Origin of the sequence: Methylomonas subterranea (assembly GCF_024505185.1) — a bacterium.
Classification (GTDB): domain Bacteria; phylum Pseudomonadota; class Gammaproteobacteria; order Methylococcales; family Methylomonadaceae; genus Methylomonas; species Methylomonas subterranea.
On the sequence record NZ_JANIBJ010000067.1, the window covers coordinates 1 to 7,698 of the forward strand.

Here is a 7,698-nt window from a genome sequence, read left to right on the forward strand (position 1 = left end):
CCGCCCGGCGGCAGCAAGGGCGGGCTAATTCCGGCAAGCGGCTGTATAAACGGCGAGCGCTCTGCGCGGGAACTCGTCAAATACGCGAGCATACCGAATCCAGCCTAAATCAACAGACCTTCCTCTATCGCAACAAATTTATCGGCGGCATTTACCAGGGTCTGAGCCGTCAGACCGGCCACGCCATAGACTTCCGAGCTTACCCGATAACGCCGGCGGACCCTTTCCAGCAACAGCTGAAAATCGCCGTCGCCCGACAATAAAATCACCGTATCCACCCGTTCGGCCAATTCCAATACATCCAGGGTAATCCCGACGTCCCAATCGCCCTTGGCGGAACCGTCATGGCGCTGAATATAGGGTTTCAGTTTCACTTGAAAACCGATGTCCTTGAGGATTTGCTGGAACCCGCGCTGCTTGGCGTCGCCTCTTTCTATCGCATAGGCATAAGCCGCCTCGACGCTACGCTGAGCGGTGGCCAGTTGCCAAAACGCCTTGTAATTGAAATGCCTTTGGTAGCGATGCCGGCAGGTGTAATAAATATTTTGCACATCGGCAAAAATCGCCACCTTATGCATGTCGGCTTTATTTTATGAACGAGCAACAATAATCGCTGGCTACTTTGACTTTCATCGTAAAGGCGGAGTTACCCGGTACGTTGAACGATTCGCCACCCTTGACAGTTTGCCAAGCGCAACCGGGCAATTGCACCTCAAGCTCGCCCGCCAAAATTTCCATCAGCTCGGGATCGGCGGTATTGAAGGTATATTCGCCAGGCTGCATGAAGCCCAGAGTCTTTTTGCCGCCGTCGGCAAACAAAATGGTGCGGCTATTCACTTTGCCATCGAAATATACGTTGGCTTGTTTGACGATGGTGACGTTTTTAAATTCTGACATGGCGCCTATCTGCTGGTGAAAAAGGGGCGCATGATAGCAGATCAGGCGGTTTGTTTAATCACAAAAAGCCTTGGCGCGCTTTCTTGATGATGGTGGCTGTATAAGGTTTCAACGGAAAATCGCCTGGAATCGAGCTGGCCCAACCAAGCCGTCAGACAACGGGTCTCTTCATCGCCGCCGGCATGGCCGGGATAGGCCAGCACCGTGACAATGCCCGGCGCGGCCAATAAATGGCGGGCGGCGTCCATGGCCCGCAAAGTGGAGCCGGTTTGAGTGATCAGGGATTTATCCGCGCCCGGCAAATACCCCAAGTTAAACATGACGGCCTTGATGCGGCCGTGTAATGGCTCGGGAATCAGTCGGAGCATATCGGCATGACTGGCCTCGAACAAGGTCACCCGGGCAGCCAATCCGAATTGTTGCAGGCGTTGACGGGTCGAGTGCAGGGCTTTGGCCTGTATATCGAAGCCGTAGACGTGCCCGCCCGCACCCACTGCCTCGGCCAGAAAAGCGGTATCGTGCCCATTGCCCACGGTGGCATCGATGACCGCATCGCCGCCTTGCAGGCATGCGCCTACCAAGTCGTGGGCGGTTTCAAGCAGGGAAATGCGTTGCATAATAACGTTGGATGTTGGCGCTTGCCGGCGGCAATGCCTGCCGACGCAAGGCGGCGACAAATCGCTCCGCGTGCCAGGGAATAGCCAGACTGCCCTTGGCGCCGAAACCGTTGAAAATATGCAGATTGGCGTGCCGTGGGTGCGACCCGACAAAAGGCTGTTTATCGAGCGTGGTCGGCCTGATCCCCGCCTGTTGCGACAGGACTTCGACGACTTGTAAATCAGGTAGCACCGCGGTCAGGCTTTGCAGCAAAACCCGCCGGGCCCGTGCGGAAGGCTGAGTATCGGTAATTCCGGGCTCGAAGGTCGCCCCCAGTTTAAAGTGTTGGGTTTCGGTGGGGATCAACCAATGGCCGAAATTGATAATGTGTTCCGGACGGTTTAGCGGGCCGCGGCAACTGAGGATTTCGCCCTTGGCCGGCTGAAACGGCAAACCGCCGAACCAGGGATTTTGCCGGCCATGATGACCTTCGCAAAACACGAGATGCCGTGGGGTAAACTCCCGCCAAGCCAATTCGGGGCGCAGCATCAGTCCATCATAATCGAATGAATCCCGCCGGTAACTGGCGTTGGCTATAAAAAATTCCCGCAGCCGCGACAACAGCAAGCCGGTTTGTAAATATCCGGTTTGCCTTTGCCACAAGGCAGCATGCGGAATCCCCGATGCAGACGATTTATCGGTATAAGACGTCAAAAACGCCTGGTATTCCGGCTGCTTTAAACGCTGCTCGGCAAGCCGGCGTTCGCGGGCGTTTTTTAGCAACCGCAGCATCGGCAATTCGACAAAAAAGCGCTGTTGAAAGGCTTCGGACAAGCGCCTGTAGCATTGCATGGCAGAAGGCAACAACTCATCAATCTCCGCGCTTTTCACCAAGCGCTGCCCGGTCACCGGGTTGATCAGGCCGGCGGCGACTTGCGAGGCATTTTCGTTACCGTTGTCGATCACCATCACCCGTTGGTTTTGCCGCATGAGTGTCCAGGCCAGTAAACTGCCGGCCAAGCCCTGACCGACGATTAAAACATCAATCCGCATTTTTGGGCGTCAAGGCCTCGGCGGAAAACGTAATGCCCGCCCAGCCGTCGCGCATGAAGGTGCGGATGTTTTGATGATCGGTTCCTTCCGGGTTTTCCAGCACATCCTTGCGGTAGTAATCGCCGAACAAACCCAGCGTCCTCGCCTGATCCAAGCCGTTTAAGCTGGCAAAGGCAAAAATCTTGCACGAGCCCTCGTTCTGTCCCGCCGCATTTCGCATGGGCTGTTGAATGCCGTTAGTGAATTCGCACGGCCGATAATCGTAATGCTCGGCAATAACGGCCATGGTGTCTTGGAAATCAACGGCTTGGCCGGCAACCACTTGATCGATAAAATCTTTTAATTTCATTAAAAATACCTAATGCTTTGGCTTATTAAATTCGCTGCCTTATAATGGCAACGCAATAATCGGCCTGCTTCCCGGACGGAAAGGCTTATTATAAAACCCGCGGGCCGCTGCAACAGCTTTAAAAATACTGTTACATTTCGTCTATACACTATGGGTTTTTCTATGCCGTATTGTAAAGAGCGTACGGATCACAATTTCACAATTCATAAAGGAATACGTTTTGAAACAGCAACTTATAAGTTTTTTGATTTTTGCGTTCGTTGCCTGTAACACCTTCGCCCAAACAGAGTTTCCGCTAAACACCACCGCCCTTCCGCAAACACAATCCGAAACGGCAATTCCTCAGACCGCCGACAAAACCGATGTCGTCGTGCTTAAAGATCCGGAAACATTGGCCACTTACCTGCTGTCCCCCGGCGATGCGGTCGAGGTCACGGTTTGGAAGGAAGAAGGCCTGCAACAGCAGCAATTTCTGATCGGTCCGGACGGCAATATCGTATATCCCTTGATCGGCACCATTACCGCCGCCGGCAGGACCATCAACGACCTAAAAGAGCTTGTGGCCGTCAAACTGGCCGATTTCATTGCCGACCCTTCGGTTAGCGTCAAATTATTGAATAATCAGGGCAACGCCATTTTCGTGATCGGCAAGGTTAACAAGCCGGGACAGGTATTTGCCGGTAGACGTCTGGACGTGCTGCAAGCCCTGAGCTTGGCGGGCGGTCTGACCGTGTTTGCCGACGAAAGCAATATCAACATTCAACGCCGGGTCGGCAACGAGATCAAGGTATTTCCGTTCGATTACGGCAACGTCATGGATGGCGAGGATTTACAGCAAAACATTTTGCTGGAACCGGGAGATACGATCACCGTACCTTAAGGACTAAGGTAGGGACTTGCTTTCATGAAATCAACCACGAAGCTGTTGCTTCCGGTCATGGCATTGTTCAGCCACAACAGCCACGCCTTTGATTGGCTGTTCGAGCCTAATTTCGGAGCATCGGAACGTTATACCGATAATTTGCGCATGCAAATCAACCCAGCGCGCGACAATTTCATTACCACCTTGTCTCCCGGCATATTGCTGGGTTACATAGCGGAAAACCACACCCTGAACACCACCTTCAAATGGAACGAGCTGATTTATCACGGCGAATCCGATTTGAATTTTTCGGAAAAAATCGCCAATCTCAAGCAGGATTATTTCGGCGAACGCTTCAAGGCCGAACTTTCCGCGCAGTATGCCGAACAATCGACCATCAATACCCAGTTGGATCTGACCGATAACGCCTTTAATTTGCAGATTCAGATTCCGCGAACATCGATATCCTTTTCGCCGACTTTTACCTACAACTTCGACGAGCGTAACGCGCTTCAGTTGGCCTACAATTACACCGACGTCAGTTATGAAAAAACCCCTGGCCTGACTACCAGCAGGGCCTTCTCCGATTACCGCAATCAACAATATAGCGGCACCTATACGCACAGTTTCACGGAACGGTTTTCGCTCAATCTGACCGGAGCCTATGCCTTGTTCTCCACAGCGGGCGATAATCCCCCCGGCGTATTGAGAATTCCGCCATTCCGTTTCCCGGTTGAATCCAGTTTTAGCCAGGAAGCCAGCACGTTTAATTACCAAGCCGGCTTTCAATATGCCTACGATGAACGCACGCGTGTTTCGCTGTCGGCGGGTATTCGCGATACCTCCACGGACAGCAGCGTCACACAGAACATTGATTTTTTAGGCCTGCCTCCCGAACTTTTTGGGTTTTCCCAACAACCGACGGTCAGCGACCAATCCTTTAAAACCAGCGGCAACGTATTTTCAGGTAATTTCAATCGCAAGTACGACTGGGGCAGCATCGATTTAAATGGCGCTCGGCAACTCTCTCCCGCCAGTACCGCCGGCCAACGCAACACGACATCATTCTCGGCCAGCGCCAATTACGCCATCAGCGAACGTTGGAGCTCGGGTATAAAAGCCGATTATTTGCTATCCGAGTCAATCGGTACAAACAATAACGCTATCAACAACAGCAGAACCATGATCTCACTGACGCCCAATATCCAATGGCTGTGGACTCCGGAAATCCGCTTGAGCCTATCCTATACCTACCGGCAATTGGAATTCGGCTCCATCAACGATACTGCTTTCGGCAACAATCTGCAGTTACAATTTTCTTACCAACCACAAATCAATCGCCAGGTGAAATAACGTGGAAAATCAAACTCCCGACATCAAGGATTATCTGAAGATAGTCAAAAAGCGCCGCAAAATCCTGATCATTCCACTGATTGTCATTGCCTTGCTCAGCATCATTCTTGCGGTTGCCCTACCCTCCAGTTACCGTTCCGCCGCAACGATTCTAATCGAGGAACAGGAAATTCCCTCGGAACTGGTCAAATCCACCGTCACGACGTTTGCCGACCAGCGTATCCAGGTCATCAGCCAACGTATCATGTCGCGCGGCAATCTGGTGGAAATCATCAAGAAATACGATTTATACGCCGACGACCGCAAATCCAAAACCGAAGAGGTGGTTTTGGCGAAAATGCGCGAACGCATCAAAGTCGACACCATCAGCGCCGATGTGATCGATCCGCGCCGGGGTACTCCAACCAAAGCCACCATCGCCTTCGTCTTGCAGTTCGACGATCATTCGCCGGTTCTGGCGCAAAAAGTCGCCAATGAGTTGACATCCTTGTTTTTGAAGGAGAATATCAAATCACGCACCGAATCCGCGGAAAACGCCGCCCTGTTTTTAAGCGAAGAGGCACGTCGTCTGAAAGCCAAAATTCAGGAGCTGCAATCCAAATTAGCGTCGTTCAAGGAGCAAAATCTGCATCAATTGCCGGAAGTCAACCAGTTGAACCAGCAGGAATTGACCGCGTTGAACAACCAGCTGATGAGCCTGGATACCCAGGAACGCAACGCGCTGGACAGGCGTTTTTACCTGGAAGGCCAATTGGCGCAGATAGACCCCAATGCCATGGCCACCAACGCGGCGGGGGTCCGCGTGTTCGGCATGAAAGACCGCCTGAAGGAATTGCAATCCCAATATCCTTCCCTGCTGGCGCGTTACTCAGACAACCACCCCGATGTGGTTAAAACCAAGCGGGAAATCGAATCCCTGCAAAATGAACTCGGCTCAAACGCCGATTTGAACAAGCTGAATGCGGAACTAACCGAGAAGAAAGCCGAATTGGCCACGCTGCTGAAACAATATTCCGACAGACATCCGGACGTCGTCAAATTGCAAAAGCAGATCTCTTCCTTGCGGCAAGCACTGACCGAAGCCAGCCAAGGCAATTACTCCAATGTAGCGATAGAACCGGACAACCCGGCCTACATCACCCTCAAATCCCAGCTGGAAGCGGTGAACTCGGACATCAAATCCATAGACGTCACCCGCGGCAAACTCAAAACCCGTATCGAGGAATTACGCGCCAATCTGATGCAATCGCCGTTGGTGGAAAAAGATTACATGGATCTGGTGCAGGAGTTGAATAATACCAATCAACGCTACCAGGAAGTCAGCGCGCGGGAAATGGAAGCCCAGATCTCGCAACAGCTGGAACTTGAAAAGAAAGGCGAGCGCTTCACCTTGATCGATCCGCCGCAAGAACCCCTGGAGCCGGTCAGCCCCAACCGAATCGCCATTTTATTCCTGGGTTTTGTGCTGGCGGTTGCCGGCGGCTTCGGCTCGGTGGCCTTGGCCGAAATGATGGATGCCAGCATACACAGCGAAAAAACCATCACGAATATGCTCGGCGTTGCTCCCTTGGCCACCATCCCCTACCTGGAAAACCGCGCCGAAAGGCAAAAATATCAGGCTCAGCGCCGCATGTTCATGCTGGGCGCCTTGATTTCGGCCTTGGCCGCCATCTTGCTTTTCCACTTCCTGTTCATGCCACTGGATGTATTTTGGTACAAATTACTCCGTGTTGCGGGCGGCTTATAACCCATAGAGATCAGCCATGAATTCCATTCAGACACTAGCGGACAAAAATCAACAACCCTCGGCCGCCGAAGCGGCGAAAGCCAATCAAGACGGCATCAACATTGCCTACAGCCAAACCCGCGTTCAGTCGGCCAATCTAGAACTGCTGAGGGAAAACCGGATCATTTCGGCCTTCAAGCCCGGCCCCTGGCTGGAAGCATACAGAATGCTGCGTACCCGCTGTTTGCAAAGCATGGACGCCATGGAATGGAAAACACTGGCCATTACCAGCACCAGCGGCGACACCGGCAACAGTCTGACCGCAGCCAATCTGGCAATCAGCATCGCCATGGAGCTGGACAGGACGGCTTTATTGGTGGATGCGAATTTCATGAATCCGGCCATCGCCGGTTTGTTCGGCATGCAAACCGATAGCGGTCTCAGTGATTATTTGCTGCACGACCAGGAAATCAGTTCGATGTTGATCAATCCGGGCATCGATCGACTGGTGGTTTTACCGGCTGGTAAGCCGCTGTTTAATTCGACCGAGATGCTGCGTTCGCCGAAAATGGTGCGTTTGGTCAATGAACTGAAAAGCCGTTATCCTTCCCGCATGATCATTTTCGATATGCCGCCGATTTTATCCCACGACGATGCCCTGGGTTTTTCGCCCTATGTCGATTGCGTATTGCTGGTGGTTGAGGAAGGCAAAACCAAAACCGACGAATTAAAGCATGCCGCCTCGCTGTTGAAAGATACCAATGTACTGGGTACGGTTTTCAATAAATCGACCGACCACAAAATTCCTTTTAAAGACTGAGTCAGCGGCTAAATACCCGGTTTGCCGCCTTGCGCGGCAAA

General features: G+C 52.4%; 9 protein-coding genes. 4 read left to right on the forward strand and 5 right to left on the reverse strand.

Going from position 1 to position 7,698, the window contains the following annotated elements; all coding sequences use genetic code 11:
• Positions 1-104 precede the first annotated feature (104 nt).
• The 5 genes from NP590_RS19960 to NP590_RS19980 are packed head-to-tail and all read right to left on the reverse strand — an operon-like array spanning position 105 to position 2,896.
• Positions 105-578 (reverse strand): LabA-like NYN domain-containing protein, encoded by a 474-nt coding sequence (locus NP590_RS19960; protein WP_256604501.1) that lies wholly within the window; start codon positions 576-578, stop codon positions 105-107.
• 7 nt (positions 579-585) lie between these two features.
• Positions 586-897 (reverse strand): pyrimidine/purine nucleoside phosphorylase, encoded by a 312-nt coding sequence (gene ppnP, locus NP590_RS19965; RefSeq protein ID WP_256604502.1) that lies wholly within the window; start codon positions 895-897, stop codon positions 586-588.
• 41 nt (positions 898-938) lie between these two features.
• The gene (gene mnmM, locus NP590_RS19970; RefSeq protein WP_256604503.1) at positions 939-1,514 is read right to left on the reverse strand and encodes a tRNA 5-(aminomethyl)-2-thiouridylate-methyltransferase MnmM; all 576 of its coding nucleotides are present in this window, start codon (positions 1,512-1,514) and stop codon (positions 939-941) included.
• A complete protein-coding gene (locus NP590_RS19975; protein ID WP_256604504.1) occupies positions 1,492-2,547 on the reverse strand; it encodes an NAD(P)/FAD-dependent oxidoreductase in 1,056 nt (351 codons plus the stop codon). Before NP590_RS19975 ends, mnmM begins: the two co-directional genes overlap by 23 nt.
• Complete coding sequence (locus NP590_RS19980; protein WP_256604505.1) at positions 2,537-2,896, reverse strand: HopJ type III effector protein; 360 nt, start codon at positions 2,894-2,896, stop codon at positions 2,537-2,539. Before NP590_RS19980 ends, NP590_RS19975 begins: the two co-directional genes overlap by 11 nt.
• 220 nt (positions 2,897-3,116) lie before the next feature.
• Here NP590_RS19980 and NP590_RS19985 point away from each other — a divergent pair, with 220 nt between their 5' ends.
• Genes NP590_RS19985 through NP590_RS20000 form a run of 4 tightly spaced genes read left to right on the forward strand, consistent with a single transcriptional unit; the run spans position 3,117 to position 7,657 of the window.
• The gene (locus NP590_RS19985; RefSeq protein ID WP_256604506.1) at positions 3,117-3,776 is read left to right on the forward strand and encodes a polysaccharide biosynthesis/export family protein; all 660 of its coding nucleotides are present in this window, start codon (positions 3,117-3,119) and stop codon (positions 3,774-3,776) included.
• A gap of 24 nt (positions 3,777-3,800) precedes the next feature.
• Positions 3,801-5,111: a porin family protein gene (locus NP590_RS19990; protein WP_256604507.1), complete on the forward strand. Its 1,311-nt coding sequence runs from the start codon at positions 3,801-3,803 to the stop codon at positions 5,109-5,111.
• Position 5,112: 1 nt separating this feature from the next.
• Positions 5,113-6,858, forward strand: a complete 1,746-nt coding sequence (locus tag NP590_RS19995; protein ID WP_256604508.1) for a GumC family protein — start codon at positions 5,113-5,115, stop codon at positions 6,856-6,858.
• A gap of 16 nt (positions 6,859-6,874) precedes the next feature.
• Positions 6,875-7,657, forward strand: a complete 783-nt coding sequence (locus NP590_RS20000; protein ID WP_256604509.1) for a CpsD/CapB family tyrosine-protein kinase — start codon at positions 6,875-6,877, stop codon at positions 7,655-7,657.
• Positions 7,658-7,698: the final 41 nt, after the last annotated feature.